At 65.4% G+C, this 26,922-nt stretch carries 23 protein-coding genes and 1 pseudogene; 16 read left to right on the forward strand and 8 right to left on the reverse strand.

The genetic code is table 11. From position 1 onward, the window contains the following. Window positions 1–68: 68 nt before the first annotated feature. The 7 genes from ACSC1P_RS15090 (at window position 69) to ACSC1P_RS15120 (ending at window position 12,651) form a co-directional block, all read left to right on the forward strand. A complete protein-coding gene (locus ACSC1P_RS15090) occupies window positions 69–2,030 on the forward strand; it encodes a bacterio-opsin activator domain-containing protein (RefSeq protein WP_435361020.1) in 1,962 nt (653 codons plus the stop codon). Window positions 2,031–2,325: 295 nt separating this feature from the next. After that, window positions 2,326–5,127 (forward strand): S8 family serine peptidase, encoded by a 2,802-nt coding sequence (locus tag ACSC1P_RS15095; RefSeq protein WP_435361021.1) that lies wholly within the window; start codon window positions 2,326–2,328, stop codon window positions 5,125–5,127. Between the two features lie 206 nt (window positions 5,128–5,333). Then, window positions 5,334–6,788 (forward strand): S8 family peptidase, encoded by a 1,455-nt coding sequence (locus tag ACSC1P_RS15100; protein ID WP_435361022.1) that lies wholly within the window; start codon window positions 5,334–5,336, stop codon window positions 6,786–6,788. A gap of 16 nt (window positions 6,789–6,804) precedes the next feature. Beyond that, window positions 6,805–9,045 (forward strand): S8 family serine peptidase, encoded by a 2,241-nt coding sequence (locus ACSC1P_RS15105; protein WP_435361023.1) that lies wholly within the window; start codon window positions 6,805–6,807, stop codon window positions 9,043–9,045. A 71-nt stretch (window positions 9,046–9,116) separates the two neighbouring features. Further along, window positions 9,117–11,093: an LVIVD repeat-containing protein gene (locus ACSC1P_RS15110; protein WP_435361024.1), complete on the forward strand. Its 1,977-nt coding sequence runs from the start codon at window positions 9,117–9,119 to the stop codon at window positions 11,091–11,093. A 32-nt stretch (window positions 11,094–11,125) separates the two neighbouring features. After that, the gene (locus tag ACSC1P_RS15115) at window positions 11,126–11,458 is read left to right on the forward strand and encodes a CHY zinc finger protein (protein ID WP_435361025.1); all 333 of its coding nucleotides are present in this window, start codon (window positions 11,126–11,128) and stop codon (window positions 11,456–11,458) included. A 413-nt stretch (window positions 11,459–11,871) separates the two neighbouring features. Then, window positions 11,872–12,651, forward strand: a complete 780-nt coding sequence (locus ACSC1P_RS15120) for a LolA-like protein (RefSeq protein ID WP_435361026.1) — start codon at window positions 11,872–11,874, stop codon at window positions 12,649–12,651. A gap of 19 nt (window positions 12,652–12,670) precedes the next feature. On the opposite strand, the pseudogene ACSC1P_RS15125 reads toward ACSC1P_RS15120, so the two are convergent. Beyond that, a pseudogene (locus tag ACSC1P_RS15125) lies at window positions 12,671–13,156 on the reverse strand (deoxyuridine 5'-triphosphate nucleotidohydrolase); the annotation flags it as partial. Window positions 13,157–13,566: 410 nt separating this feature from the next. Between ACSC1P_RS15125 and ACSC1P_RS15130 the strand changes: the two are divergent. The 8 genes from ACSC1P_RS15130 to ACSC1P_RS15165 all read left to right on the forward strand — a co-directional run bounded on the left by ACSC1P_RS15130 (window position 13,567) and on the right by ACSC1P_RS15165 (window position 19,042). Further along, window positions 13,567–15,534 carry an aconitate hydratase gene (locus ACSC1P_RS15130; protein ID WP_435361027.1) on the forward strand — a complete coding sequence of 656 codons (1,968 nt, stop codon included), beginning with the start codon at window positions 13,567–13,569 and terminating at the stop codon, window positions 15,532–15,534. A gap of 75 nt (window positions 15,535–15,609) precedes the next feature. Further along, a complete protein-coding gene (locus tag ACSC1P_RS15135; RefSeq protein WP_435361028.1) occupies window positions 15,610–16,098 on the forward strand; it encodes an HPP family protein in 489 nt (162 codons plus the stop codon). Further along, window positions 16,095–16,565: a ribosomal protein S18-alanine N-acetyltransferase gene (rimI, locus tag ACSC1P_RS15140; RefSeq protein WP_435361029.1), complete on the forward strand. Its 471-nt coding sequence runs from the start codon at window positions 16,095–16,097 to the stop codon at window positions 16,563–16,565. Before ACSC1P_RS15135 ends, rimI begins: the two co-directional genes overlap by 4 nt. A 49-nt stretch (window positions 16,566–16,614) precedes the next feature. Next, the gene (locus ACSC1P_RS15145) at window positions 16,615–17,049 is read left to right on the forward strand and encodes a DUF5810 domain-containing protein (protein WP_435361030.1); all 435 of its coding nucleotides are present in this window, start codon (window positions 16,615–16,617) and stop codon (window positions 17,047–17,049) included. 24 nt (window positions 17,050–17,073) lie between these two features. Further along, the gene (locus tag ACSC1P_RS15150) at window positions 17,074–17,487 is read left to right on the forward strand and encodes a DUF5809 family protein (protein ID WP_435361031.1); all 414 of its coding nucleotides are present in this window, start codon (window positions 17,074–17,076) and stop codon (window positions 17,485–17,487) included. Between the two features lie 50 nt (window positions 17,488–17,537). Next, complete coding sequence (locus ACSC1P_RS15155) at window positions 17,538–17,915, forward strand: hypothetical protein (RefSeq protein WP_435361032.1); 378 nt, start codon at window positions 17,538–17,540, stop codon at window positions 17,913–17,915. Next, window positions 17,908–18,444, forward strand: coding sequence for an NUDIX hydrolase (locus tag ACSC1P_RS15160; protein WP_435361033.1), 537 nt, complete (start codon window positions 17,908–17,910; stop codon window positions 18,442–18,444). The genes ACSC1P_RS15155 and ACSC1P_RS15160 overlap by 8 nt, the downstream gene beginning before the upstream one ends. Before the next feature lie 238 nt (window positions 18,445–18,682). Then, window positions 18,683–19,042 carry a rhodanese-like domain-containing protein gene (locus tag ACSC1P_RS15165; RefSeq protein ID WP_435361034.1) on the forward strand — a complete coding sequence of 120 codons (360 nt, stop codon included), beginning with the start codon at window positions 18,683–18,685 and terminating at the stop codon, window positions 19,040–19,042. 67 nt (window positions 19,043–19,109) lie between these two features. Here the strand turns inward: ACSC1P_RS15165 and ACSC1P_RS15170 are convergent, their stop codons facing one another. The 5 genes from ACSC1P_RS15170 to ACSC1P_RS15190 form a co-directional block, all read right to left on the reverse strand. Next, window positions 19,110–19,403 carry a translation initiation factor gene (locus tag ACSC1P_RS15170; protein WP_435361035.1) on the reverse strand — a complete coding sequence of 98 codons (294 nt, stop codon included), beginning with the start codon at window positions 19,401–19,403 and terminating at the stop codon, window positions 19,110–19,112. A gap of 129 nt (window positions 19,404–19,532) precedes the next feature. After that, window positions 19,533–21,818 (reverse strand): transglutaminase TgpA family protein, encoded by a 2,286-nt coding sequence (locus ACSC1P_RS15175; protein ID WP_435361036.1) that lies wholly within the window; start codon window positions 21,816–21,818, stop codon window positions 19,533–19,535. After that, the gene (locus ACSC1P_RS15180; RefSeq protein ID WP_435361037.1) at window positions 21,815–22,837 is read right to left on the reverse strand and encodes a DUF58 domain-containing protein; all 1,023 of its coding nucleotides are present in this window, start codon (window positions 22,835–22,837) and stop codon (window positions 21,815–21,817) included. Before ACSC1P_RS15180 ends, ACSC1P_RS15175 begins: the two co-directional genes overlap by 4 nt. Beyond that, entirely contained in the window at window positions 22,834–23,826 is a 993-nt protein-coding gene (locus tag ACSC1P_RS15185) for an AAA family ATPase (protein WP_435361038.1), read from the reverse strand. The genes ACSC1P_RS15180 and ACSC1P_RS15185 overlap by 4 nt, the downstream gene beginning before the upstream one ends. 279 nt (window positions 23,827–24,105) lie before the next feature. After that, complete coding sequence (locus tag ACSC1P_RS15190; RefSeq protein ID WP_435361039.1) at window positions 24,106–24,366, reverse strand: DUF7573 domain-containing protein; 261 nt, start codon at window positions 24,364–24,366, stop codon at window positions 24,106–24,108. Window positions 24,367–24,438: 72 nt separating this feature from the next. Between ACSC1P_RS15190 and ACSC1P_RS15195 the strand changes: the two genes are divergently transcribed. Next, window positions 24,439–24,690 (forward strand): DUF8024 family protein, encoded by a 252-nt coding sequence (locus ACSC1P_RS15195; protein WP_435361040.1) that lies wholly within the window; start codon window positions 24,439–24,441, stop codon window positions 24,688–24,690. A 15-nt stretch (window positions 24,691–24,705) separates the two neighbouring features. Here ACSC1P_RS15195 and ACSC1P_RS15200 read toward each other — a convergent pair whose 3' ends face one another. Further along, the gene (locus ACSC1P_RS15200) at window positions 24,706–25,692 is read right to left on the reverse strand and encodes a 5,10-methylenetetrahydromethanopterin reductase (protein WP_435361041.1); all 987 of its coding nucleotides are present in this window, start codon (window positions 25,690–25,692) and stop codon (window positions 24,706–24,708) included. Then, window positions 25,685–26,443, reverse strand: coding sequence for a coenzyme F420-0:L-glutamate ligase (locus ACSC1P_RS15205; protein ID WP_435361042.1), 759 nt, complete (start codon window positions 26,441–26,443; stop codon window positions 25,685–25,687). Before ACSC1P_RS15205 ends, ACSC1P_RS15200 begins: the two co-directional genes overlap by 8 nt. Window positions 26,444–26,922: the final 479 nt, after the last annotated feature.

Below are 26,922 nucleotides of genomic sequence, written 5' to 3' on the forward strand. Positions count from 1 at the left end.
GGTTCGTTTCCTACGCACTTGGGGTACGAAGACATTACGCCATACATGCAAAATCTGATGACTCTCCGATGTCCAGTCACACCGACGTTCTCGTCGTCGCCGGAGCGTACGATGGGGACGCTGTCGCGTCGTGTCTGGCGACGCGCGACCTCGACACGACGGTCGTCGACGACCTATCGACGGCGACCACAGTTCTCGACGCCGAGGTCGACTGCGTCGTCTGCGGGGCACTCGACAGACACACAGTCGCCGCTCTCGTCGCCAGACTCGGTGCAAAAGCGCCCGTCGTCTTCCTGTACGACCGCGAGTCGGACGCCACGACGGCACTCGATGCCGGGGCGGTTGCGACGTTCCCGGCGGGCGACCGTTCGACCGACCAGGCGGCCCACCTCGCAGCGACCGTCGACAGCGTCTGCCGACAGCGAACCGACTCCGACGAGGGAGAGACGACCCTCGTTCGTGAAGCACTCGACGAGATAGGCGACCTCGTCGTCCTGTTCGACCTCGACGGAAAACTCCTCCGCTGGAACCGAGAACTCGTCGAAGCGACGGGATACGCCGACAGCGAAGTCGCCGAGATGCGTCCGACCGACTTCTTCCCCGACGAGGCAGTCGAGACCATCGAGAACGCGATCGGCCGGGTCGTGATGCAGGGCCGAGCGGTCGAGACCGCTCCGCTCCAGACGAGCGACGGCGACGAGATACCCCACGAGTTCACCGGCGCGCTCGTCGACGACGGCGACCGCCAGTGCATCTGTGCCATCGGGCGCGACATCCGCGACCGGCAGCGCCGCGAGCGCGAACTCGCCGAGCAGGCCGACCGTCTCGACACGCTGAACCGGGTCAACGGGGTCATCCGCGACGTGACGAGTGCCCTGTTGCGGACCGAATCGCGCGAAGAAATCGAGCAGACGGTGTGTGACAGGCTCGCGGCGGCGGACCCCTACGACTTCGCGTGGGTGGGCGAGTACGACGCCGATAGTGACCGAGTCGAACCGACCGCGTGGGCTGGCGACGGGGTCGACTATCTGCAAGAACGCCCCGCCGCCGGTGACCGCGAGAGCGAGACCGTGACCGCCGTGACCGCGGTCCGCGACAGACAGGTCCGATTCGCACAGGACATCGCCGCGGACCCGATGACGACGACGTGGCGTGAGGCCGCCCTCGACCGTGGCTACGAGTCCGCCGCGGCCATACCCATCGTCTACGGCGACACGGTGTACGGCTGTCTCTGCGTCTACGCACCGCGGCCGTTCGCGTTCGAACCACTGGAGCGTGAGGTACTCGCGGAACTCGGCGAGACGGTCGGCCACGCCATCAGCGCCGCCGAGACGCGAAAGGCACTCGTGACGAACACCGTGACCGAACTCCAGTTCGGCATCGTCGACCCCGAGGCGTTCATCGTGGAGGTCGCCGACGAGACCGACGCGCGACTCGAACTCACGGGGACAGTCAGTCGCGAGGGCGGGCAGTTGTTCGAGCGGTACACCGTCCGTGGCGACGCCGTGGCGAACATCCACGACCTCGCCGAGCGGGCGCCGTCGCACATCGAGATTCTGGCCGAGCGTGAGGACGAATGTCTCGTGCAGGTGCCAGTCGAGGACGTGTCACTGGCCGAGACGATGGCCGACCTCGGCGGGACGGTCCGAACCGTGACCGTGGGCGACGGTGACGCCCGTATCGTGGTCGAAGTACCACGAGACGCCGCCGTCTCCGAGGTACTCACACGGACGAACGAGGTCATCGACGTGGAGTTGCTGTCACAGCGCGAAATCGACCGCGAGACCACCAGCACTGTAAGCTTTAAAAACGCCGTCGACGGCGACCTGACGGCGCGACAGCGCGAAGTCTTGCTGACCTCGTACCGCGCCGGCTTCTTCGACTGGCCGCGCGAGAACTCCGGCGACGAACTCGCCGACCTGCTCGACGTGTCGCCGCCGACCTTCCACCAGCATCTCCGTGTGGCCGAGCGCAAGTTGCTCGACGCGCTGTTCGACGCCGCGACGACTACAGCGGTGGCCCGTTCCTAATGCTTTAGGTATCACACACTGTGCCGTGGTACCGTGTTCCAACAAGGGCCACAGTCCCAGAAATGAGACGTTTTAGCCCGTCTACCACTCATTTCGCAATAAGGATTGGAACCGGCAGTGTCGAGGCATCGTCTTTTCACTTTCACTACCAGACCGGTATTTAGAGGTAGAAAACCGCGGTACTGCACCGCTTCGACTATTGATTGAACAAGAGACACGACGGGTGAACGCGGTGGATACCTCAGGCATTTGGACCCCCCTTCAACAGTGCGTATCCGATTCGACTAGATAGGGAATGACAGAGAATAACGAACACCGTGGTGGTCTCTCTCGACGTAACTTGCTGAAGACAACAGGCGCGGTCGCCGGCGCGGGCCTGCTCGGCCTCGGCGCGAACACGGCCGCAGCTGGGGCGAACGGGAGCCTCGACCCCGCGTTCTTCAACTGGCGGGCACGCGAAGCGAGTCGTGTCTGGGACCGCGGCTACCGCGGCCGCCCTGACCGAACTGTCGCACTGACCGACTCGGGTATCGACGCGAGACACCCGGACCTCGGGCCGTGGAACGGCGTCCGCGTGACCGTGCGGGACGGCGACCTCGTCATCCCGAAGACCGAGCGCGAACGCGTCGCCCTCGATGGCGAGGGCGAATCGTTCTCCGGCACTATCGGTCCGGGCACGCTGGCCGACCCGACGACGGCGACTCACGAGTTCACGACCGCGACCGGATCGGAAGGCATCGATGCCGAGTTGACCTGGACCCCGGACAACGTCGAAGGCAATGGCGAGGACCTCGAATTCTACCTCGAACAGCAGACGAGTAGCGGCTGGGAGCGCGTCGCCGCGTCCGCCACGGGCGGCCAGCCAGAAGCCATCGACAACTACGTCGACGCCGGGCAGACGTACCGCTTCGTCGTCGAGACGTACCTGAACGTCACCGCCGACTACCAGATATCGGCGAGCTACTACACCTACGAAGGGGAGTTCGAAGCGGCCGACCCGAGCGTCGTCTTCGACGGCGTCGGCACTGGCCCCGACGCGCCGAAGACCGTCGGCTGGTTCGACGCCGGTAGTCGCTACGGCCTGCACAAGAAGCCACGCGACCCGAACGGACACGGAAGCCACTGTGCCTCGATTATGGCCGGCTCCGGCCGTGCGAGTGCCATCGACCCGGACTCGGTGACGACCGAGGAACCGGGCGACGTGCTCACGCTCGGCGACACTCGCCAGTACGAGATACAGGCAGACGCCGGCACGGGCGTCTTCGGCTCCGCGTACGGGACCGCCATCGAACTCCTCGTCGAAGGCCCCGACGGGCAAGAACTCGATTCGGCGACGGTGACCAGCGACTCCGGCCTGACGGACAACGTCGTCGTCGAAGCCCCTGCGGAAACGACGGGCACGTACACTATCATCGCCCGCGCTGCTGGCGGCGAACTGGCGTCAACGGGCAACCTCGAATCCATCAGCGTCGGCGCGTTCGTCGACCCGGATGGCACCGACGGCGACCGAGTCGGTGACCCGGTCGGCTTCCACACTGGCGTCGCGCCGAACCAGAACCTCGTCGGGATGCAGGGTCTCTCCGGCCCGGCAGGCCACCTCGCCGAACACGCCGAGGACTTCGCGGACATGTTCAACATGCGCGCCGTGAACATGTCGTGGGGCTACACCGGCGGCCTCCCGCTCGGGTCGCTCGGCGGCATCCTCGACTCCATTCCGGCGGGCATCAAGGACATCGCGGAGGCTGGCATCCTCACCTGCGCCGCGGCCGGAAACGCCGCGACCCCACTCAACGGGAACGGTTCGCCAGCCATCGCGGACGAATGTATCTCGGTGACGGCGACCAGCCCACTCGACGGCCTCAGCGCGTACTCCTCCGGCGGTATCGGCGGCATCGACGAGGACGACGGGTCGGTCTACATGAAGCCCGACGTGTCCGCACCCGGTGGCTACGTCGACGACACGGTGAACGCCGCGAAGACCGGCAACGCGGACACGGCCGAATCCGAACAGGCACCCATCCGTGACTACACGGGCAAGGCCGGGACCTCGATGGCGACCCCGTTCACCACGGGCGTCGCGGGCCTCGTCTCGCAGGCGATGGAGGAAGACGCCCCGGCGAGCATCGCGCTCCCACACCCAGACGAGACGGACCTCGACGACGTGTACCGACTCAAGCAGACGATTCTCGCCACCGCGAGCGAGACGGCCTTCACCGCGGCTCCGTACCACCGCGCTCACCCGGCGACCTACGAGTTCGGCGGCCGCGACCCGTACGAGGGCTTCGGTCGGGTGAACGCCGACGCCGCCGTCGACGCCGTGACGCGCGAACTCTCGGGCACGAGCGAGGAGACGCTCGGCATGAACCTGCCAGACGACCAGCGCGCCGTCGCTGGCTACGTGCAGGCCGGTCCGGGCACGCTCGACGTCTCGGTCAGCTTCGACTACTACTCGGGCGGCAACAAGGGCATGGCCGCGGCGAATCCGCACGTCGACCTGTTCGTCTACGACGCCGAGAACCCGGCGCAGTACGGCGAACCCAACATCGTCGCCCGGGCGCAGGGCCTGCAGGGCGACGCCAGCGCGACGGTTGCCATCCCGCGCGACAGCGACGAGCAGACGTACTTCGTCGTCGCCAAGCTCGTCAACGTCCCCGGCGTCGTGAACGGTTACGACGTGCAGGCGCACGTCTCGCTCGACGTGAGCACCGAGGCGGGCTTCTTCGTCTCGGGTACCAGAAGCGACGACGGTTCCGCCTTCACCGGCGGCCAGACGAACCAGGTGACGGTGACGGCGAACCCGTCCGAAGACAGTGAGGTCCGTGACGCGGTCCCGGCGAACTGGACCATCCTCACCGACTACTCCGACGACGTCGACCGGGTCGAGGAGACGGACGGCGTCAAGTACGTCTACTTCACCGAGACGGCCGCCGCCGACACCGAGACCAGTTACACCTACTTCGTCGAGGCCCCGGACGCCGTGACCGAGTCCGACGCCTACCAGTTCGGTCCGCAGGAGGTCAAACCGAGCGAAGCCCGCGGCTGGGTCGCCGTCTCGGGCACCGGCGAGACCAACCTCGTGGTCGCGCAGTCGACCTGAGCGGTTCGACCGACCCGCAGCACGTCCCGCGGTGACACCATCGTGTCGACCGCGGCCGACGACGACGGTGAGGCCCGGCGGCTACGGTAGCTCCGCGCCGCCGGTCCAACGCGGCCTCGCCGTTCACACGCACCCCCCTCGTGGCGGGCACCCGTCCCCGCCGCACGATTCACAGGCATCCCACCGACACACCCCAACGATTTCCAATGCACGACGACTCCACCGACGACACAACGCACGACTCGACCTTCGACCGCCGTTCGTTCCTCAAGACGACCGGAGCCAGCGCACTCGCGCTCGGCGGCCTCGGTCTCGGCGCGAGTACAGCGACGGCAGATAGCACCCTGCTCGACGACGCACTCGACCTCGCGAGCGGCGACCTGCAGGAAGCCCTCGTCGTCTTCGACAGCAACGACGACGTGTCCCAGCTAGGGTCACTCGACCTCGCCGAGGGCTTCCTCGGCTTCGACGTGCTCCCGGTTGGCTACTCGCTGTTGACTGGCTCTCAACTCGAAACGGTCGCCGGCTGGGACTCGGTCCGCTACGTCGAAGCGAACCGCGAGCTCGACTACCACAACGCCGACGTGCGTGACGTGACCGGCGTCGACACGGTCCGCGGAGACCTCGGGTACGACGGCTCGTCGACCCACGTCGCGGTGGTCGACTCCGGCCTCGACGGCGACCATCCCGACCTCATCGACTCCGCCGAACACAACTACCAGTGGCTCGGCAACCCGCTCGGCGACCCGACGCTCTGGGCCGACGGCGGCACGCTGCTCGACACCGATGACATCGGCCACGGAACGCACTGTTCCGGGACCATCGCGGGCGACGGCACGCAGAACGGCGAGGACAGCGGGATGGCACCCGGCGCGAGCCTGACGGTCTACTCCTCGGGCGCGGCCGTGAGCATCCTCAAGGCCGCCGCCGCGTACGACCACATCCTCGCGAACCACGTCGACGACGTGGACCTCATCTCGAACTCGTACGGGGCCGCGAGTGCCGACGACTACAACCCCGATGGGACGCTCCAGACCGCGACGTGGAACGCCTTCGACAGCGGTCTCCTCCCAGTGTTCTCCGCCGGGAACTCTGGGCCGGGCTACGACACGCTGAACGACTACGCGAAGGCCCCACACGTCCTGAGTGTCGCGGCGACGACCGACGGGAAGGCTGTCACGGACTTCTCTTCGCGCGGCCGGGCCGCCTCGACTGGCGCGAACTTCGACCGCCAGACCGCGCTGTCGAACCTCCAGAGCTACTACGACTCCGGCAGCGCGAGTGGCCCAGTCGGCCTGTACCGCAACGGCGTTGCCGCGCCGGGTAACCTCGTCAACAGCACGATGTCCCCGGCCGACGCGCTGCAGGCGACTGCCCCCGACGACTCACTGTACTACGCGGCCATCAGCGGCACCTCGATGTCCTGTCCAGCCACGGCCGGCATCGCCGCGCTCGTCATCGACGCGTCTCGCCAGAACGGCCACGGGACGCCCGCACCGATGGACCTGCTGAACACCATCGAAGCCGAGGCGTACGAGGCGAACTCGGACTACAACCCGGCCAGTGCCGGTGCCGGCTTCGTCGACGCCGTAGCCTCGGTCCAGCGTGCGGAGAACGGGAACTTCGGTAGCTTCTCGGACGTGACGATTTCGCAGCCGTAGCGGTCACACCACAGCCATGACTCACGATTCCATCGCCAGACGAAGCGTCCTGAAAGCCCTCGGCGGACTCGGTGCAGCCGCGGCGCTCCCGCTCGGGAGCGGTGTGGCTGGCGCTGCCGACGAACAGGTCGACGCGAGCGTCCTCGACGACGCGTTCGACCTCTCGGGCGAGGCCCCGCTCGAAGGCATCGTCGTCTTCGACTCGCGCGAGGCGATGTCGCGCCTCGACGACCTCGACCTGCCGGTCGGGAAACACGAGTATTCGGAACTGCCGATGACCTACACCGCGCTCACTCCGGACCAGTTGACCACGGTGGCAGACTGGAACGAAGTGCGCCGCGTGAAGAAGGCCGAGGAGTTGGAGTGGTTCACGGACGACTCCCGCGGCATCACTGGCGTCGATGCCGTGCAGGCAGACCTCGGCTACGACGGCTCCGGCGTCGACGCGGTCGTCATCGACTCCGGCTTCAGCGGCCCGCACCCCGACTTCGAGGGGCGACTCGAATCCAACTGGCAGTGGGTCGACGAACCGCTCGAATCCCGGGACGCCCAGTGGCTCGACCTCGGCGCGAGTGCGGACACCGACGACCTCGGCCACGGCACGCACTGCACCGGCATCGTCGGCGGCGACGGCAGCGCGAGCGACGGCCAGTACAAGGGCATGGCACCCGGCGCGCGCCTGTCGGTGTACTCCACGAACGCGGCGGTGTACCTCCCGTACGTCGTCGGCGCGTGGGACCACCTGCTCACGCGGGCCCGCGACGACGACGTGGACTTCGACCCCGCCGTGGTGTCGAACTCATACGGTGTCGCCCGGGACGTTCGATACAACCCGAACGACCCGGTCAACGTCGCCTCGTGGGAGGCGTTCTGCGATGGAATCGTCCCCGTGTTCGCGGCCGGCAACTCCGGCCCCGACGCGGACACCCTCTCGCGGTTCGGGAAGGCCCCACACGTGCTCACGGTCGCGGCGACCGACGACACGACGGCCATCACGGACTTCTCCTCGCGTGGGCGAACCCCCGACGAGGACCGCGAGACGAACTACGACCGCCGAACCGCACTCTGGCGACTGTGGCGGTATCACGCCGCGGTCGACTCCGGGCAGTTCCTCGTCGATACGGGAACGTGGACGGGTGAAGTCGGCCCCGCAGCGCAGAGTGGAACCGCGGGCACCACGACCAGCACGGGGAGCGACTTCTGGGAGTGGCAGGCACCGAACAACGCAGACACACTCGAACTCACGCTCGACATCGAACCCGACGGGCAGCAGGTCCGCGTCTCCGTCCGGAGAGGGAGCCGAGGCGGGACGATCGTGGCCCAGATGGGCGAAGAGCCGGTTCACCAGCATCGGACCCTGACCACGGACATCGACGGCGGCGAGACGTACTTCGTCGAGGTCGAACCGATGGTGTCTGTCGTCGTCGACTACGAGATCGACTACGAAGGCATCGAGGAGCTGCGAGGCGAACCGAACCGCTACCGACCGGTTGGCCTCTACCGTCCCGGCGTCGCCACGCCCGGCAACTCCATCGTGGCGACCTGCGGCCCGACCGACCCGCTCGACGCGCTCGAACCCGATTCGGAGGCGTTCTACACGCCGATGACCGGGACGAGCATGGCCTGTCCCGGCGCGGCCGGTATCTGCGTGCTGGTCGTCGACGCGGCCAGAGCAAACGGCTACGACCCGCATCCGATTCAGGTCATCAACACGGTCGAGGCGACCGCGCGGGATGCCCACGCCGGCTACACGCCGTGGAACGCCGGAGCTGGACTTGTCGACGCGGCGGCCGCCGTCCAGCGCGCGGAATCGGGCGACTTCGCCTGGTTCCACGAGGTCGACCTCGTCTCGTCGGACACGCCGACGTGGCTCTCCGTCGCGGGGAGTCGCGGCGACGACGGCTCGGCGTTCACCGCCGGCCAGACGAACGAAGTCGAGGTGACCGTCGGCGCGACGAGTCACGCGGCCGAGATTCGGGACACGGTGCCGGCCGAGTGGACCGTCCTCGCCGAGCAATCGCCCGACGTGGCCAGTGTCGAACAGGCTGGCGACGTGCAACACGTCTACTTCGCTGACGGCGTCGACCCGGCCGACGAGTCCCGGACGTTCCGTTACCTCGTCGAAGCGCCGGCCGGAACCGAAAACACCGGCCAGTACACCTTCGGCCCGGCGTCGGCCCGAAGCGACGAGACCGACGACGACTGGGTCGAATTCGGGGGCACCGAGACGAACACGGTCCTCGGCGAATCGACCTGAGCGGCCGCGAATCACGCACTCCACGTCACCATGATTCCCACACCAGCACCCCGTTTTCCATACCCCAACCCATGACAGACGACACCGACACCGAATTCGATAGACGAACCGTCATCAAGACAGCGGCCGCGAGTACCCTCGGCCTCGCGGCGACTGGCGTCGCCAGCGCCCACGACGGCATCGGCTCCAGCGGCAGCGACGGCGCGACGACCGGCGACGGCCACGACCACACCGACCCGAGCCAGCACACCGCCAGCGAGAGCGTCGAGAAACTGGACTACCACAGCCTCGGCGGGGTCGGCACGTCGAGTAATTCCGGGAGTGCGGACGACCCACACTACGGCGCAGTCACCGAAATCGCGGTCCACGGCGACTTCGCCTACGTCGGCTTCTTCTCGTCGGACGACCCGACGAACGACCGCGGGATGGCGATTCTCGACATCTCGGATTTCACCGACGCAGAGTCGTTCTCTGAACTTCGGAACGCCGAACTCTCGGTGCTCTCGTTCGTCCGCAACGACGACCCCGCTGCGGCCGTGATGGACGTGAAAGTCTCCGACGACGGCGCGTACGTCTTCCTCTCCAAACAGCCCTACACAGCGCTGTTCAACGAGACCGACCCGACACCCGGCGACGAGGGCGAGTCGACCGACCCCACCGCCGGCAGCGTCGTCGCAGTAGACGTGCAGGACAAGGGGAATCCGGAGGTCGTCGGCGCGTACACCGGGTGGACGACCGGGAGCCACAACGCGTACTACCACCGCATCGGCGGCGAGGACTACGTGTTCGCGTGCAAGGACCTCGAAGCTGACGGGACGGCGGGCCTGTACGTCCTCCACTTCGACCGGACCACGGGGCAGTTCGCGCTGGTGAACCGCTGGACGACCGACGGTGACGGCGGCGTCGGCACCGGCGGAACGCAGTACATCCACGACATCACGATTCAGGACGACCCCCGCACGGGGAAACCGACGGGCTACCTGTCGTACTGGGACGTTGGTCTGTGCGTCCTCGACCTCTCGGACCCGGCGAACATCGAGGAGATCGGCCGGTTCGAGATGGGTCGGTGTCACTACTCGGAACCGGCCCCGAAACTGCTCGGGGGCAAGCGCGTTGTCGTCGCCGGCCAGGAGACGCCGAGCGTCGACGGCGGTTCCTCGGGCAAGTTGTATCTGGTCGACGCCGACGGGCTCGACGAGGGGTACGACGGCTCCCCGAATCTCGCCGCGATGGATTCGTGGGAACTCCTCGCCGAGACCTCGTTCCAGAACTTCACGCTCAGCCCGCACAACTTCGACGTGAGTGAAGACGGCTGGGTCCACCTCGCGCACTACCACGGTGGGGTCCGGTACCTCGAAATCGACACTGCAGACTGGCTCCTGCGTGAGCAGGGCTTCTACCTCCCACACGAGGATGTCCCCGAGTCGTCGAAGATGCAAGGTCTGAACGAAGCGGCCCCGTTCACGTGGGGTGCGAGAGAGCGCGACGGCGTCACCTTCGCCGCCGACGTGAACTCCGGCGTGTATGCGCTCCGGCACGAGTGCATACCGTTCGACGCCGACGGCGGCACGAGCGTCGTGGCCGAGCGCGCAGACGACGGCTCGACGTTTACTGCCGGGCAGACGAATCGCATCGACCTCACGGTCGCCACGGACATCGAGGTGTCCGTCCGCGACGAGATTCCGGCCGAGTGGACCGTCGTCGGTGGCGACCCCGTCACGACCGAGACGACGAACGGCCGGACGACCGTGACGTTCGACGCACCGACCGACGGCGGCGACCTGAGCTACTTCGTCGAAGCACCCAGTGGGCTGGACTCGACCGCGAGCTACGACTTCGGCCCGATCGAGTACAGCCGTGACGGGGAGTCGTGGACCGAACTCCCGGGGACGACCGAGGAGAACACGGTGCTGGGGGTCACCTCGGGCGGCCTCGGCGCGCTCGGTGTCGTCGGAGCCGGCAGCACGGCGTTCGCGGTTCGTGACCGACTGCTCGGTGTGCTGCCGGGCGAATATGGAATCGACGACGCCGGCGACGACGAGGAGTAAGACTCCTCACGCTGGCGCGCCGAGAGTGAGACGTGCGAGAAATACACGGTGTGCCCGTCTTCGGCGTCGAAGTCGACCCGGAGACTCGCTGTGCCCACTACGACACCGAACTGGACGTCGTCGCGCTCCGGTTCGACTGCTGTGACCGCTTTTTCCCCTGTTTCCAGTGTCACGCAGCCGTCGCCGACCACGAGGCGAGTGTGGTTCCGCGAGACGAATGCGGCACAGTGAGCGTTCTCTGTGGTCGGTGTGGGCACCTGCTGACCGTGTCCGAGTATCTCGACTGCGACTCGACGTGTTCCGACTGCGGCGGCGACTTCAACCCCGGCTGTGCTCGCCACGCAGACCGGTACTTCGAGCTGTGACGCTGCTCGTCGGGACGAACACTCTGGCGCGCGCTGTCTCAGAATCGCGGCGCGATTCTGCAGGCCAGTGAGAGCGTGCTCTCACGAGGGATGAGCACTGGACCGGAGTGGAGCGTGAGCGAAACGAAGGGAAGCGCGCAATCGGATGGGGAGGGTGTGGCTGCGGTCTTCTACCGTCGTGATTCGTAAACTGCTTCTCGACACCGGCAATCGCGACGACAGCGTAAGAAATCAGAAACTGTTACTCGACACTAACAGCAGTTATAAACCCAACAGTACGGACCAACGATCACGACACACCACGCCGAAACCACGTTCCGTCACGGACAGGAAAAACTCAAGCCTGCGACGACAGCGGACCAAAAAGGTTGTAGCCATCTGGCCACTATCGAGTGGCAAGCGACCGATATCTAATGAATCGCAGGAAACACGCACTCACCGCGCTCGCCCTCGCGCTCCTCGTCTCACTCGCCGGCTGTGGATTCTTCCTCGGCAACGACGGCGAAGAGGAGGTCCCCGATAGCGAGCAGATAAAAGCCGATGCAGTAGCCCAGATGGAGGCCGTGAACGCCTACAACTACTCGATGGTCACGACGGTCGCCTTCGGCGACAACAGCATGACGACCGAAGCCGTCGGGACGGTCAACGTCTCGGCACAGAAGATGTCGGCCAACCCGATGCAGACCTCGGTCAAGACGAACTCCACGAAGACGACGAAGGTCACGCGAGTGTTCATCTTCGACGACCAGCAGTGTGCCCACGTCAACGACTCGTGGGAGCAACAACCGGTCGACCGGAGTCCGTGGGTCGGTGGCGCGAACATGAGCGCCCAGCAGGATCTGCTCAACGACTCTTCAGCGAGCGTCTACAACGGGACGCTGAACGGCGAAGACGTCTACGTCGTCGAGGTCACCCCGGACAAGAGCGCTATCGACCAACTCGTGGGCGACGTCGAGAACGTCGAGTTCCAGAACGTCACCTACACGCAGTACGTCGACACGGACTCGAAGCGACTCCTCAAGTCGGACATGGACGCGCAGTACATCGTCAACGGCCGCGAAGCGACGATGAGCGTCGAGATGTCGTTCTCGGACTACGGGACGAAGCACGAGATTACGCTGCCCGGGGCGGCAGTCGGGAACGAAAACAACCCCGGTCCCTGCGCCGGAATGACGACGAACAGTTCTGCGTAAGCAGTCGGGTCGACCTTTTCTACAGATTCTCGTTCTGGTAGCTCCCGTCGTACTCGTCGACGTGGTCGGCTTCCGCGAGGACGAGTTGCGCGATTCGTGCACCTTCTTCGAGTTCGATGTCGTGGTGGACCTGTAGCAGACCCTCGCCGCGACCGTCGTAGCCCGCGTCCCAGACGGCGGTGTTGAGCATGCAGGAGTTTCGGAGCAGCGACGAGCGCGGGTAGAGGAAGCCGACGTGACCCTCGGGGATGTGGATTCGCTCTGCGTAGCGAACGACGTAGCCCCCCTGTTCGAGGTAGTACGTCGGCGGCGAGTCGTCCTCGTACTGCTCAGAATCGACTTCGCTCCGGTCGCCGACCTCTTTCCCGTCGCGGCCGATGCGGCCGGGTTCACGCTGTTCGAAGACGGTGTCGAGGGTGAGGTCGACGCCGTTCGGCTGGACCTGCTCGTCGGTCGTCGGTGTCACGTGTTCTGCGACGAACGCGCCTGCTCGGTACATGTGGTGTCTGTTTCTGTGGGGTAGAAAGTAGCTTGCGAGTTCAGGCCGGTGTGCGTATCGTCGATTCGACTCGGTGGTGTTCGTTCGGCTGTCATTGTCGGGATTTCTCGGTCAGTTCTCGTCGGTGCTGTGTCTCGTTCGGCAGGGCAGTTCACTCGCGCCGATGGAACATGACCGCCTCCACACAGCCACAGCACCGCACCACACCCTCCCCAGCCGACTGCGCGCGCCACCCGGCTGTCTCACTACTCGTCGTGCAAGCCGAACTTCCCTGTAACAAATCGCTACCCGAGACGAGTTCGAACGGCGACCCGGCAAGGATTGCGCGAATCGACAGCACAGACCGCGAATTCTGCACGGTCGTCCATCCACGACACGCTGGATTTATGGTCGCGGGTGGTGGATTTTCGGACGCTATGGGACAGACTCTTACCGAGAAGATTCTCGAAGATCACCTCGTCGAAGGTGAACTCGAGACAGGCGAGGAGATCGGGATCGAGATCGACCAGGTCCTTACCCAGGACACGACGGGTACGATGGTGTGGCTGCAGTTCGAGGCGATGGGGCTGGACGAGGTCCAGACCGAAATCGCCGCCCAGTACTGTGACCACCAGACCTACCAGTTCGACTTTAAGAACACGGACGACCACCGCTTCCTCCGTTCCGCCGCGGGCACGTATGGCGCGTATTTCTCTCGCCCCGGCAACGGCATCTGTCACAACGTCCACAAGGAGAACTTCGCCGCACCCGGCAAGACGATGCTCGGGTCGGACTCCCACACGCCGACGCCCGGTGGCCTCGGTGAACTCGCCATCGGTGCGGGTGGCATCGACGTCACCGTCGCCATGGGTGGCGCGCCGTACTACATCGAGATGCCGGAAGTCCACAACGTTCGCCTCGAAGGCGAACTGCCCGAGTGGTCCTCCGCGAAGGACGTCATCCTCGAGATGCTTCGCCGCCTCTCCGTGAAGGGCGGTGTCGGCAAGGTTCTCGAATACACCGGCCCCGGTGTCGAGACCCTCTCCGTGCCGGAGCGTACCACCATCACGAACATGGGTACGGAACTCGGCGCGACCTCCTCTATCTTCCCGACCGACGAGAAGACGAAGGAGTACCTCGCGAAGCAGGACCGCGAAGACGACTACGTAGAGGTCACGCCCGACGATGACGCCGAGTACGCAGACACCATCGTCGTCGACCTCTCCGACATCGAGCCGCTCATCGCGTGCCCGTCCATGCCGGACAACGTCGTGCCCGTCCGCGAGGTCGCGGGCGAGCAGGTCGAGCAGGTCATGGTCGGCTCCTGTACGAACGGTGGCTACGAGGACATCCTCCCCGCCGCGAAGATGGTCGAAGGCCGCGAGGTCAACAAGAAGACCGAGATGATCGTCGCGCCCGGCAGCAAGCAGGCCTCCGAGATACTCGCCCGTGAGGGCTGGGTCGCGGAGATGATGGCCGCTGGCGTCAACTTCTCCGAGGCGACGTGTGGTGCCTGTATCGGCATCGGTCACGTGCCGGCTTCGGACTCCGTCTCGCTGCGTACCTTCAACCGCAACTTCGAGGGTCGCTCCGGTATCGAGGACGACTCCGTCTACCTCTGCAGCCCCGAAGTCGCCGCGGCAGCCGCAATCAAGGGCGAAATCATCGACCCGCGCGACCTCGCCGACGAACTCGGCGACCTCGAGGACCCCGGCTTCGAACTTCCCGAGAAGTACAACGGTTCGAAGACGGACCTCATCACGCCCGAGGAGGCCGTCGACGACGAACTCGTCAAAGGCCCGAACATCGGCGACGTCCCGCTGAAGGACGAACTCGACGCGAAGCTCGACGGTGAGGCGCTCCTGAAGATGGACGACAACATCACGACCGACCACATCATCCCGGCGACGCAGGACATCCTGATGTACCGGTCGAACGTCCCGAAGCTCTCCGAGTTCACGCTCTCGCGTGTCGACGACACGTTCGCAGAGCGCGCACTCGACGCCGACGGCGGCTTCCTCGTCGCTGGCGAGAACTACGGGCAGGGCTCCTCGCGTGAGCACGCCGCGATGTGTCCGATGTACCTCGGCATCGAGGGCGTCTTCGCGCAGTCGTTCGCACGCATCCACCGCGCCAACCTGTTCAACTTCGGTATCGTGCCGTACCTCATCGACGAGGACACGTACGCGAAGCTGGACCAGGGCGACGACCTCGAAGTCGTCGACGACGTCCGCGAAGGCGTCGAATCCGGCCAGGAAGAGTTCACCGTGAAGGTCAACGACGACTGGGAGTTCACCGCGACGCTCGACGCCTCCGAGCGTGAGCGCGACATGCTCGCCCTCGGCGGCAAGCTCGCGTGGACGAAGGAGCACGCCACCGGCGGCGCTGCCCCTGCCGACGACTGAGCGCGGCAACCCACACCTCGAATTTCTACGTTCTTTCGACGCGTTCAACACCCACGAGCGACGACTCCGGTCCAGATGTCCCGACTCGACAGCCTCGTCGCTGGCGGCCTCTTCGCCGTCTGTGGCCTGCTCGCGTGGGTGACCGGTCTGCCGTTCGTCTTCCCGAGCCTCGGGCCGACGGCGTTCGTCCTCGCGAGCGACGCCGACCCCGGACCGCGTCGCGTCGTCGGGGGCCACGCGGTCGGTGCCGCGGCCGGCTTCCTCGCGCACCACCTGTTGGCAGGTGGGTTGGTCGCGACGGCGGCCGTCGCACCCGGTTCTCCAGCCACCGCGCGACTCGCACTCGCCGGGTCGCTCGCGGTCGCTGGGACGACCGCAGGGATGAACGCGACGCGGACTGTCCACCCGCCGGCCTGTGCGACGACGCTCATCGTCTCCCTCGGACTGCTCACCACACCGACCGAGGTGACCGTCCTCGTGTTGGCCGTTTGCGTCCTCTACTGGACGTTCGATGTGGCTACCCGGGTCATTGATACGTACGGCGACCGAACGTCCACAGTGTGACGACCTCGGTCCCCGACCCGACGGACCACGAACACATCCGGCCAGCCGAACGGGCCGACCTGCTGGCGATCTATCGCATAGAGAAGTCCTCCTTCCCGCAGCCGTGGCCGTACGAAGCGTTCGAGCGATTCCTGAGCGAACCCGGCTTTCTCGTCTCGACGGAGGGACAGAAAGTGACGGGCTACGTCGTCGCCGACTGCGTTCCCAACCACGGCAACAACCTCGGGCACGTCAAGGACATCGCCGTCCACCCGGACCGTCGCGGCCGCGGCATCGGCCGCCGACTTCTCGCGCGGGCCATCGCGACGCTCTCGACGCAGAACGCCACGTCGGTGAAACTCGAAGTCAGAGAGAGCAACGAGACCGCGAAGTCGCTGTACGAGGACTTCGGCTTCGAAGTGCTTCGGCGAGTGCCTCGCTACTACGACGACCACGAGGACGCGCTCGTGATGGTCAGAAACCTGTAGCGCGACCGGCACCGTTTCCGTTTTAGGCGTCGCTCCCCTGTCCTCGCATATGGGATACGCCTGTCCAGTGTGCGAGGTTCCCCACGCCGACGCCGAACACCTGGCGAACCACCTCGCGTTCACCGCGATGCTCCATTCCGACGACCACGAGCAGTGGCTCGACGACCACGCCCCCGACTGGGAGCAGTCGAACCCCGAATCGCTCGCGCCGGTCGTCTCGGAACACGTCGACGAAGCCGAGTTCGAGGGCGTGTTCGACGACACGACACACGACCACGAGCACGAGCACGACCACGGCTCGTTCGAGGACGCGGTGGCCGACCAGGTCGGTGGCGCTGGCGCGGCCGGTCGCGGCGACCTGACCGCCTCGCAGTCGGACGTCCTCGACGAAGCACGCGAACTCACGCGCCAGATGTACGATGCGGGCGACGACGCAGCCGAGGAGTCGACTGCCGACGACGAGACCGACACCGAAACCGAGTAACCCGAGGCGACACGACTCCTGACCATGCACACCGTCGGCAGTCTGACGCCCGAGACGGAAGACGAAGCCCGCGACGCCTACGAGTCGGTCGGCCCGACCGCACAACTCGTCGTCAAGGAGGTCGCGAAGACGATGGGATTCGACCGCGAGGAGTACGCAGAGCGCGTCGACAGTGACGTCGTCGCCACTGCCCGCGACGTACTGTTCGCCGCCGAACTCGCCGTCCACGTCGGGACGCGCGAGGAGTACGAAGCGTGGCGAGACGACTTCGACGGCGAGGTGTTCGAAGCCGGGAACGAGAACGTCGACAACGTCGTCTGGCACGCGGCACCGTTCGCTGGCGAGGCCGTCGCCGCGACGTTCCAGCAGGAAGAAGACGCCGCCGTGGGGACGCTGCGCAGACAGGCACTCGGTCGCCTCTACCGCGACCGACTCTGAGTCACACTGGCGACGAAACCCCCTTTTACACACCGTCCGAAGGAATCGCCATGCGACAGCGCTATCCGCTGATTCTGGTCGGTCTCGTCGTGGCCGTGCTAGCGCTCGGCGCGCTCCCCGCCATGCTCCAGAGCGGTGAGCCGTACCACGTCACCGCGACCGCCGTCGAAACGGACCATCCGACCGTGAACGGCTCTGCCCTCTCTGACCGGCGACATCCCTACACGACGGCTGCGCTCTCCGACGGCCGCTCCGGCAGCTACTACGAGGGCCCGTTCGGTCTGAAGGAGTCGTTCGCGCACTCGCCGTTCGACGAATTTGGTGAACTCGAAGCACACAGTCCCGAGGCGGTCGAGGAGGACACGGTGTACGTCCGACGAAACGGTACGACTTACCGCCTGGCAATCACACGTGGAGACGATGCCTGAAGACGGCGAGTGGCCGGTCATCGAGTCGGTCACCGAGTACGAAACCGGCTGGTACACAGGCGGCTACGACCGCGTGGAACAACCCGACGGGAGCGAGAAAGACTACTATTGGGCCGAGTTGCCGGCCGCCGTCGTCGTCGTGGCGACGACCGGCGACGAGATACTGTTCGTCGAACAGTACCGACCGACGATCCGTGAGACGCATCTCGAACTCCCTGCCGGCATCGTCGAAGACGGCGAATCCTTCACGATGGCGGGCGAGCGCGAACTCCGCGAGGAGACCGGCTTCGAACCGGCGGGGGTCTCGCTCTTGCAGGAGTACTGGTGCTCGACCGGTGTGCTCCGGCACCGCCGCGGAATCGTCTTCGCGGAGGGGCTGACGCCCTGCGAGCGAGACCTCGACAGTAACGAGTTCCTGACCGTGAAGCCGGTCCCAATCGAGGACGCGATCGCCAAGGCCCGCGAACAGCCGACGAACGACGCGACCATCGAAGGGCTGCTACTGGCGAAAGAAGACGGCCTGTTGTAGGCGGCGTGTCAACGTCGTCACTCTCTGCAGCATTTCTCCCGCGGTCTCGTGGCGAACAGACGGTCGTGCTACTCACTCCGTCGGGCGACCGTACACCCGCCCAGTGCGACGGAGGCAGTTCGTTAGTACATCGCCGACGCTGGCCGCTGCCTCGGGGATAAACCCTCGCGTGCGGCTGGACACGGCGCTGCCTGCTCCAGCACGCTTATCCGCAGCCACGGCCAACCCCGGAACACCGATGGATGGCGAAATCAGTCCGGACGACGTCGAAGCGCTCCTCGACGAGGGCGCAGACGTCTGCGTCGTCGACATTCGCAACCCGCAGAGTTACGACCGGGGCCACATTCCGGGGTCGACCAACCTCCCGTTCCCCCGGCTGACGAGTGCAGTCGAACGATTCGACGACTGCGAACACGTCGTGACCGTCTGCCCGCATGGGAAGTCCAGCGTGCAGGCTGCGAACCTCATCGCGTCGTACCAGGGGTTCGACGGCAGGGTCGAGAGCATGGCTGGCGGACTGACCGCGTGGGACGGCTCGCTCGTCGCTGGAACCGACGACGAAGCAGAAAGCGACGAAGGCCCAGCCGCGCCGTTCTGATGCTGTCGACGGCGAAGCCGTCGCTACGGGGACTGTAGCGTCACGAAAGACACGAGGCCGAGAGAGTTCAGGCGACGTTGAAGCCGCGGTCGCGGAGGAAGTCCTCGATGCGACCGGAGTGATTTCCTTGGAGTTCGATGTGGTCGTCTTCGACCGTGCCACCACAGGCGAACTTCGATTTGAGATCAGACGACAGACTGTCGAGGTCGACGTCTTTCGTCCCGAACCCTTCGATTACCGTTACTTCTTTCCCGTATCTGCGCTCGTCAATGCGGATTGTGAGTTCAGTGTCACCCTTGGCGACGTCTTCGCAGACGCAGAGTTCCTCGGGCAATCCACACGTCGAGCATACCTCGGACATTTTACGCCCGGAAATATGAATACAAAGTACAAAACAGTGTCGACAAGCACGGCCTCACCGGCCTCGGTGACACTGTGTTTCCAGAAGCCCCGAAGAGAGTGGTCAGCCGATGTGACACCGGCCGGCCCGTTACTGCGAGAAGCGCCGGAGTAACGGCGTGTGGGATCGCACGATTCGGTCGACCAACTCGACGGCTTCGTCGGCCTCTTCGCGGCTGACGCCGGGGCCGTACACCGCTTTCTCGTAGAGTTCACCGACTCGGCCAGCCCGCGAGTCGAGCCCCGACACACCGAGGCGTTCGATGTAGGTCCGCGGTGACTCCCGTGGCCGGCGAAGGCGATACTTCCGTTCGAGCAGGAGTTCCAGTCGCTCGACCGCCCGAACCACGTCCGTGTCGGGTTCGCGTCGCGTCCCCTGCCAGCGCATCTTCGCCTCGCGCTGGACTGCGCCGGTGACGCCGGCACGGTGGGCCGACGCGACGAGGCCGACCATCGCCACGAGGCCGAACGCGAACAGCCGCTGTTCTTCCGGCCCGAAGTCGAACCCGTCGCTACCGCTACCGGGTGTCGTCTCGCCGGTACTGGCGCTCGGAACCGGCGTGAAGTTCCCGTCCGCCGTCTGGAACTGGCTGCCGAGGTTCGGGTTGCGGAACGTCTGGTTTCCGGCGGTGAAGTTCGACGAGGTCCGGTCGGTCGGAATCTCGGTCGTGGTCGTCAGCGGGATGTCCTCGCTGTCACCGGTGTCGACGTTCGCGTCACCGTCTTCTCGCGCACCTTCGATGCGGTCGATTTCGGCGTCTTCACGGGGGCCAGACGGCGTCGGGTCGAACTTGACCCAGCCGGTGTCGGGGAAGTACACTTCGACCCACGCGTGGGAGTTGAGGCCACGCATGACCCACTCGTTCTCGTCGACTTTCTGGCCGGGGACGTAGCCGATGACGTACCGGGCCGGAATGTCCTGTGCGCGAAGCATCATCGTCATCGTCGTCGCGAAGTAGACGCAGTAGCCCTCGTCTCGGTTCAGGAGGAACTCGTTCGCGATGTTCCCCGACGGACGCTCGACGTCGAGGGAGTACTCTTTGTTCGTCTCTAGCCACTCCTCGATGGCGACCGCCCGTTCGTAGGGCGTCTCTGCGCCAGCTTCGTCGACGATAGCCTGTGTCTCTGACTCGAACTCGTCGGTGAAGTCCGGCTGTTTGTTCCCGGCCAGATACACCTGCGAAATCTGGTCAGGGTAGTCGGTACCGGCGTCGTTCAGCACTTCCGGGTCGTCGACCGGGATTTCGCTGATGACTCGATAGGAGTCGTTCGTCTGGAAGCGAACGGTCGACGTGATGCCGCCGTGTTCCGTCACTCGCGTGAACTGCTGGACCTGTCCGTCGACGCGGACTGGCTGGTTCGCCGCGGGCATGATACCGAGGTCTGTCTTCACCGTGACGAGTTGGCTGATTCGCGTCGTGTTTCCGGGCGGCTCGTCGAGCCCGTTCGGATAGGGCTGTGTACTGCCAGTCCGTATCCACTTCCCGCCGGTGAATCTGTCGTAGATGCCTGCCCGCATGTACTGTGGTTCGTCCATCTTGACGGTGTAGCGAACCTCGGGCGAGAGTTCGATACGCCCCTGGATCGTGGTCTCACCGGGAGCGTCGGTCAGGCTCCCCTCGACCGTGTTCGGGCTGCCGTCGACCAGACGTAATGCTTGCCCAGTGAACGGAAGTTGGATGGCAGAGGCGATGAGCATCAGCGTGAACAGCACGACGAGGACGTCTGCTTGCAGGAGCGAGCCGTCGTGTTTCTCCAGTTCGCCGAACCCGACCATGGCGATGCCGCCGAGCGTGCCGCCGAACAGCATCCCGCGGAGCAGCCAGCCCTCGTTGCCGAGGTACGTCGCCGCGTCACCCGTCAGGATGAGGACGAGGAAGGCCAGCCCGCCGGTCACTGCACCCAGCACGTATCGTCGACGGAACGCGAGGTACCACGAGAAGAACGCTGGTGCGGGTGCGAAGCCCAGAATCCAGAGGTGTGCTTCCTTGAGTCGGAGGACGGTCAGTCCGGTGAGCAGTGCGATGGTGTCGGCGATTATCTTGTCCCACGCCTGTAACAAGATTTGTAGTCCGTTCGGCGTCGACAGGATGTAGAAACCGTAACTACCGACGAGTAACAGCGCGGTCAGTAGTGCCGCGACCGCCTCGTCGACGAGTCGAGAGAGGACCGCCGCGAGGGCGATACAGCCGACGACGATGAGCAACAGCGTCGTCGAGCCGCCGACGACCTGCGTCAGTTTGAACAGGACCGTCACCCACGTCGCGGTGAGGACGGCCAGTCCGCTCAGTGCGAGCAGGCGGAACCAGTTCACCTCCTCGACTTCGGACTCCTGTGCCGTCGCCGCGCGTTGCGGTCGAGAGGTCTCGGTACTCATGCAGTGACCCCCGCCTGTTCCGGCGTCTCGACGGGTGAGGCCTCGTCGCCGACGAACGTATCGAACGGGACCTCACTGTCGGTCAACCGGACGGTGATGCCGGACTGCTCGCTGGCGACGATGACGATGTCGGCCTCGTCGCGGTACGAATCTGGCACCTGTCCTGGGCCGACAGTAGCGAGCGTCCGGAGGACACCTTCGCGGTGGTCTGCGCCGACGTCGATGTCTATCTCGCCCGCTGGCGTCGTCAGGCCGATTGCGATGCCCGCATCGAGCAGATAGAGGGCGATGCTCGCCGCGGCTTCGGCCATCTCGTCGTCCCAGTCGTCGGCCGCCTCGGCCGCGATTCGGACGTCACCGAGGTCGTTCTCGGCGATGAACTCCTTGACGACGAGGTCGTCTTCCGGTCGTTTCGCGCTGGACTTCCAGTGAACGTCACGGAGGGAGTCACCGCGTGCGTACTCGCGGAGGGCGTCGAACTCCTCACGGTTGTGTTCGGGCGAACCCTCCGGGAGGAGGTTCAAGTCGTGTCTGGTCGACCCGGTGAGGGTGTACACCTGCGGGTAGACGAGGACGGTGTCGCGCATGCTGTATGTGAAGGTTCGTTCGGCGAGGCCGAGCACGTCTCTCACCGTGACGGTGAGGGGACCGAGTGCGTGCTCGCCACGGTGGAGGTACTCTATCTCGTACGTCAGTTCGTTCGACCCTATGGTGCCGTCGATGGTGGTTCCGATGCCACGGAGCCCTGCAGGGACCTCGTCGTGGACGCGAGCACCGACGGGCGACGAGAGGTCGAACTGGAGGCCGACGGTTCGCTTCTCGCCGATGAATCCCTCGTCTGGGAGTCGTCGCGTCACCTCGGGCCGTCCCGTGATGACGAGCTGGATACCGGCACCGAGTAGCGCCACCAGCACCGGGATGACGATAGCACCGAGTTGGCGTGACCCGAACTGGACGGCCATGGCGATGCCAGCCACCACGACGAGAGTGGCCCCGATACCGCGCTTCGTGAGTATCATTCGACTGGGACGGTTTCGAGTGCGTCCTCGACGACCTGGACGCCCTGGTCTCGGGGACCACTCGCTGCGAGCCGGATGCGGTGGCTCATGACGCGAGGGGCTTCGATTTGCAGGTCTTCTGGGATGACGTACCCACGACCTTCGAGGACGGCACGAGCCTGTGCCGCGCGGAAGAGGGCGATGGTCCCACGCGGGGAGACGCCGAGTTTGGCGTTTTCGCGGGTGTAGGCCGAGAGGCGCGTTCCGTAGTCACGGACCGCTTCCTTCACCGATATCTCGGCGACCGTCTTGCGCGCTCGGCGGATGGTCTCGATGTCGGTGACGGGTTCGAGCGAGTCGATGGGATGTTCACCGACGATGCGGGCGAGCATCTCGGACTCCTCTCGTTGGTCCGGGTAGCCGAGGTGGAGTTTCTTCATGAAGCGGTCGACCTCGGCGAGCGGGAGTTCGTAGGTCCGGTTCGGCTCGACCGAGTTCTGCGTCGCGATGACCGTGAAGGGCTGGGGGAGTTTGCGGGTCGTGCCATCGATAGTGACCTGCTCTTCTTCCATCGCTTCGAGCAGGGCGGACTGCGTCTTCGGTGGGGCACGGTTGATCTCGTCGCCGAGGACCATGTTCGCGAACACCGGTCCCTGCTGGAAGTCGAACTCGCGCGTCTTCTGGTTGAAGACGTTCACACCCGTGATGTCGGAGGGGAGGAGGTCGGGCGTGAACTGCACGCGTTTGAACGAACAGTCGATAGAGGCCGCAATCGAGCGTGCCAGCATGGTCTTCCCGACACCGGGGACGTCTTCGAGGAGAACGTGCCCGCGTGCCAGTATCGTCGTGACGACGTGTTCTATCTCTTCGTGATGCCCGACGATGACGTTCTCGACGTTCTCGATGACGTCACGACTCGTCTGGGCGGCGTCGTCGACGGGTAACGCGTCGAGCGTAGTTTGAGGACGACTCGTCTGCTGGGCAGCATCTGGTGTGTTGGCGTCCGTCATGGTGAAAGGGCGGACCGACCGACTCGGTCGCTATCCGGGTGGAGGGCCGCTTGTCACGCCGTGCGCGACTCAGGCGCATATGCTTTTTGTTCCTCGTTGTCACGAGGGGTGCGCGCTACCCTCCAGTCGGCCGACCCACGTCGTATCCTATCGCCCTCTTACGGGCGCAGGCTTGTAACGTTGCTGTGCAATAGCACCACACACACTTTGGCGACGAATCGGCCGGCTACCGTCGGCGGTGAGAACGCGAAAAACAGCAGGCTGCAGGGTGGTAGCAAGTCACCACTCCTTGCACGACTCGCAGACGAACTCTGGCCCATCTCGCCAGAGACGCTCGACGGACTCACCACAGGTGCCACAGTCTCGGCCGGTCGGTTCCCAGCAGTAGGTCGAGACGGCGGGTGAGACGGGAGCCGGCTCGTCGCCGGCTTGGGCCTGCTCCGTCGACGTGGCCCGAGCATCGCCACTCGTCGCTTCGTCGCCCTCGTCACTCGCCTCGTCGCCGACACCGAAGTCCCCCAGTGAAGCGTCTCGTGTCACGCAGTGGGCTACATCCCGGACGCTCTTGAGCGCAACGGACAGAACCAAGTACCAGCACTCGAAGGTGCAGATATGACACTCGGCCTCACGTCGGTCGTTCTCCAGAGCGCGACCGACCCGGTCCACAACATCGAGCAGGTGATCGAAGGGTTCACGCAGGTCGCCCAGAACGGCGACCCGCTCTCGTTGGCGCTGCTGGCCATCGGTGGACTGCTCATCACGGTCTCTGCCGGCGGCTTCGGCCTCCTCGCCCTCGGCGGTCTCGGCAGTGGAATCCTCGGTGGCTTCACCCGCTCGCCGCCGCGCCCCGACGAGATGGAATAGAGCCGAGACTCGTTTTCAGTCGACTCTCCCGATAGCCTCGGCGATGAGCGCCGGGGCACGCGTCGGTTCCGGCCCGAGCGGTGTGCCAGCGACGAAACTGTCCGCGTACTCCAGGACTGCGGCGACTTGCTCACCGACCTGGCCCGGCGTCCCAGCGATACAGAACGCGTCGAGCATCCGCTCCGTGACGGCGCCGAACGCGCTGTCGAAGTCGCCATCGGCGAGGGCGTCGCCCACTGCCCGCGCCGCCCCGTGGTCGATGTCGTGTCGGTCGAGGACCGGGTCGGCCGCACCCGCCGCGATGAACGCGACGGGCGGTCGTGCGGCGGCCCGCGCCGCGCCTTCGTCCTCAGCGACAGAGACGCTGGCGAACGCCGCGAAGTCGAACTCGCCCCGCGAATCGGGCCGCTCGTCCAGTCCTTCGGCGACGCGGTTGGCCGCCCACGCGAAGTCCCGCGGGTGTGCACCGTTCAACAGCACGCCGTCGGCGTGTTTCGCGGCCATCCGAATCATGTGGGGTCCCTGCGCGCCCACGTACACCGGAATCTCGCCGACGTCGAAGTTCAATTCGGCCGCCTGCGCTCGGAACGTCCCGTCGTGGTCGACGCGCTCGCCGGCCCACAACTGCTCTGCGACTTTGAACGTCTCCAGCACACGCCGAAGCGGTCGGTCGTGGTCGTAGCCGAGGTTCGACAGGGCAGAGCGGTCGCCAGCACCGATGCCGAAGACGGCGCGACCGTCGGTCGTCTCGTCGAGTGTCCCCATTCGCGACGCGAGCGAAACTGGATGCGTCTCGTACGGGTTGACGACGCCCGGTCCCACGTCGAGGGCCGTCTCACGGGCGATACGGTCGCAGACGACGAACGGGTCGCGATTGAAGTGGTGTGACGACGCGAACACCGTGTCGAAACCGGCGTCTTCGGCGGCTCGTGCCGTCGCCACCAACTCGTCCATCGGGTGTTCTGGCGTGAGTTCGATGCCGAGTCTCCCGAGGTCAGCCATCGAACTCCCACCCCCGGAGCGCCTGGCGGACGAGGTCCGACGATACGTCACGGAACACGTCGTCGTGCCCCTCGTGGTCACCGAACTCCCAGTCCCGCACGACGACGACCGGCGTGCCGCCCGCCCCCTCGCCGGCGACGAGGTTCGCTGCGGCTGCGAGTTCGTCGACGACACACTGGACCGTGACGCCCAGTTCCCGGCCATCCCGGTCGTGTTCGCCGCGCCAGTCACGGCTCGCGGACATTCCCGCCCAACCGATGGCGACCGCAGTCTGGCCGTGGCGGAACGGTCGCCCGCTCGTGTCCGTCACGACGACGGGATTCTCGTCCGCCAGCCCCTCACGGATGCGTGCCGCGCTCTCAGACGGTCGCTTCGGGAGTAACAGCAGGTCGTGTTCGGGGACGTTCGACCGGTCGATACCGGCGTTGACCCCGACGTGGCCGAACCGCGTCTCTGTCAGTAAAAACGGCTCTTCCATCACCAGTTCGGTCGACTCTTCGAGGACCACCTGTGCAAAACGCGGGTCTTTCTCCTCGCCCGTGATGGCCTCGAGCCGCTGCGCGATTTCTCTCGCACGGGGCCCAGACGGATACTCATCGAGGTCCGCGAACCGGCCCTCTGCCTTGGAGACGACCGTCGACGCGACGACCACCACGTCGTCGGGCTGAAGGTCGAACCGGTCGGTCACGACCGCAGCGAGGTCGTCCCCCTCCCGAATCTCGGGCACGTCGGGGACGGGTAGTAGTTCCATGCACCCTCCTGTGACAGCGCGGGCAAAAAGGCCCCCGATGCTGGAAACGCGTGCCGGGGACTCGGAGCCTATCTCGACGCGGCGTCCTCCCGCCCTCCACAGTACGTCGACGTGACGTGCCCGCCCTTCGGGACAGATCTGGAAACGAATCCTGACCGTCCGACTCGTGCCTCGGAGCGCAGCCGTCGAATCAGTATTCGTGGAGTAGTTACTGCATAACTCGTTCTGCCATGTTTCCCCTACCAAGATTTCCAACCATCTGAGAGCAACGCACACCGGTAATTGCCCCTTACGCAGTTAGAACCCGCTATTAACCCATTTTCGGCCGCATACGGCCCCGATACCCTATGTTAAACCGAATGAAATCATCTGAACGTACGACATACTCATATATTATACATTAGTTGGTTTCGGTGTATGCCACTCACAGCGGAGACAAGCGCTCGAGAAAAACGATGCGGGGCAACGTGCGAAGATGG

The sequence above is a fragment of the Haloarchaeobius caseinilyticus genome, from assembly GCF_051207395.1.
In the GTDB taxonomy this organism is placed as follows: domain Archaea; phylum Halobacteriota; class Halobacteria; order Halobacteriales; family Natrialbaceae; genus Haloarchaeobius.

Coding starts and splice junctions, on each gene's coding strand:
- ACSC1P_RS15090 (WP_435361020.1), top strand. CDS start 69: ATGTCCAGTCACACCGACGTTCTCGTCGTCGCCGGAGCGTACGATGGG.
- ACSC1P_RS15095 (WP_435361021.1), top strand. CDS start 2,326: ATGACAGAGAATAACGAACACCGTGGTGGTCTCTCTCGACGTAACTTG.
- ACSC1P_RS15100 (WP_435361022.1), top strand. CDS start 5,334: ATGCACGACGACTCCACCGACGACACAACGCACGACTCGACCTTCGAC.
- ACSC1P_RS15105 (WP_435361023.1), top strand. CDS start 6,805: ATGACTCACGATTCCATCGCCAGACGAAGCGTCCTGAAAGCCCTCGGC.
- ACSC1P_RS15110 (WP_435361024.1), top strand. CDS start 9,117: ATGACAGACGACACCGACACCGAATTCGATAGACGAACCGTCATCAAG.
- ACSC1P_RS15120 (WP_435361026.1), top strand. CDS start 11,872: ATGAATCGCAGGAAACACGCACTCACCGCGCTCGCCCTCGCGCTCCTC.
- ACSC1P_RS15130 (WP_435361027.1), top strand. CDS start 13,567: ATGGGACAGACTCTTACCGAGAAGATTCTCGAAGATCACCTCGTCGAA.
- ACSC1P_RS15135 (WP_435361028.1), top strand. CDS start 15,610: ATGTCCCGACTCGACAGCCTCGTCGCTGGCGGCCTCTTCGCCGTCTGT.
- ACSC1P_RS15145 (WP_435361030.1), top strand. CDS start 16,615: ATGGGATACGCCTGTCCAGTGTGCGAGGTTCCCCACGCCGACGCCGAA.
- ACSC1P_RS15150 (WP_435361031.1), top strand. CDS start 17,074: ATGCACACCGTCGGCAGTCTGACGCCCGAGACGGAAGACGAAGCCCGC.
- ACSC1P_RS15155 (WP_435361032.1), top strand. CDS start 17,538: ATGCGACAGCGCTATCCGCTGATTCTGGTCGGTCTCGTCGTGGCCGTG.
- ACSC1P_RS15160 (WP_435361033.1), top strand. CDS start 17,908: ATGCCTGAAGACGGCGAGTGGCCGGTCATCGAGTCGGTCACCGAGTAC.
- ACSC1P_RS15165 (WP_435361034.1), top strand. CDS start 18,683: ATGGATGGCGAAATCAGTCCGGACGACGTCGAAGCGCTCCTCGACGAG.
- ACSC1P_RS15170 (WP_435361035.1), bottom strand. CDS start 19,403: ATGTCCGAGGTATGCTCGACGTGTGGATTGCCCGAGGAACTCTGCGTC.
- ACSC1P_RS15175 (WP_435361036.1), bottom strand. CDS start 21,818: ATGAGTACCGAGACCTCTCGACCGCAACGCGCGGCGACGGCACAGGAG.
- ACSC1P_RS15180 (WP_435361037.1), bottom strand. CDS start 22,837: ATGATACTCACGAAGCGCGGTATCGGGGCCACTCTCGTCGTGGTGGCT.
- ACSC1P_RS15185 (WP_435361038.1), bottom strand. CDS start 23,826: ATGACGGACGCCAACACACCAGATGCTGCCCAGCAGACGAGTCGTCCT.
- ACSC1P_RS15195 (WP_435361040.1), top strand. CDS start 24,439: ATGACACTCGGCCTCACGTCGGTCGTTCTCCAGAGCGCGACCGACCCG.
- ACSC1P_RS15200 (WP_435361041.1), bottom strand. CDS start 25,692: ATGGCTGACCTCGGGAGACTCGGCATCGAACTCACGCCAGAACACCCG.
- ACSC1P_RS15205 (WP_435361042.1), bottom strand. CDS start 26,443: ATGGAACTACTACCCGTCCCCGACGTGCCCGAGATTCGGGAGGGGGAC.